We start from the raw sequence: 448 nt of genomic DNA on the forward strand, positions 1-448 counted from the left end.
CGAGCACCGCTCCCAGTGGCGCAACCGCGAGGCCGCCGCCGTGCGTCTGGCGGCCCTGCTCGCCGAGGCCACCGCGCCGCCGCCCCGGCCCCGCAGGCCGACCCGTGTCCCGCGCGGCATCAACGAGCGCCGGCTGCGGGAGAAGAAGCGCCGCTCGGAGACCAAGCGGGGGCGCTCCGCGCGCGACTGGGGCTGACCGGACCGGCCGGTGCGGAACGCCCGGGCGCCCCGGGGCCCGGGCGGTCCCGGCGGGTGGTCACCCCAGCTCCAGCACGCCCACCGTCTCGCCCCCGACGACCTCACCGTTCCTGCGGAAGCCCAGGCCCAGGTAGAAGCCCTCCGGGCCGGACGGGCCGGGGTGCCAGGTGACGTGGAGCTCCTTGCCGCCGCGGCGGCGGATCTCGGCGGCCACCGACTCCACGGCGAAGCGGCCGTACCCCTTGCCCTG

General features: G+C 78.8%; 1 protein-coding gene and 1 pseudogene. One reads left to right on the forward strand and one right to left on the reverse strand.

All coding sequences use genetic code 11. The features are described from left to right. A pseudogene (locus tag KDL01_RS42025) lies at positions 1–196 on the forward strand (aminoacyl-tRNA hydrolase); the annotation flags it as partial. Positions 197–256: 60 nt separating this feature from the next. Here KDL01_RS42025 and KDL01_RS42030 read toward each other — a convergent pair. Beyond that, positions 257–448: N-acetyltransferase (locus KDL01_RS42030; protein ID WP_498038011.1), on the reverse strand; the 192-nt coding region annotated here is incomplete at its 5' end.

The sequence above is a fragment of the Actinospica durhamensis genome, from assembly GCF_018139695.1.
GTDB classification, from domain to species: domain Bacteria; phylum Actinomycetota; class Actinomycetes; order Streptomycetales; family Catenulisporaceae; genus Actinospica; species Actinospica durhamensis.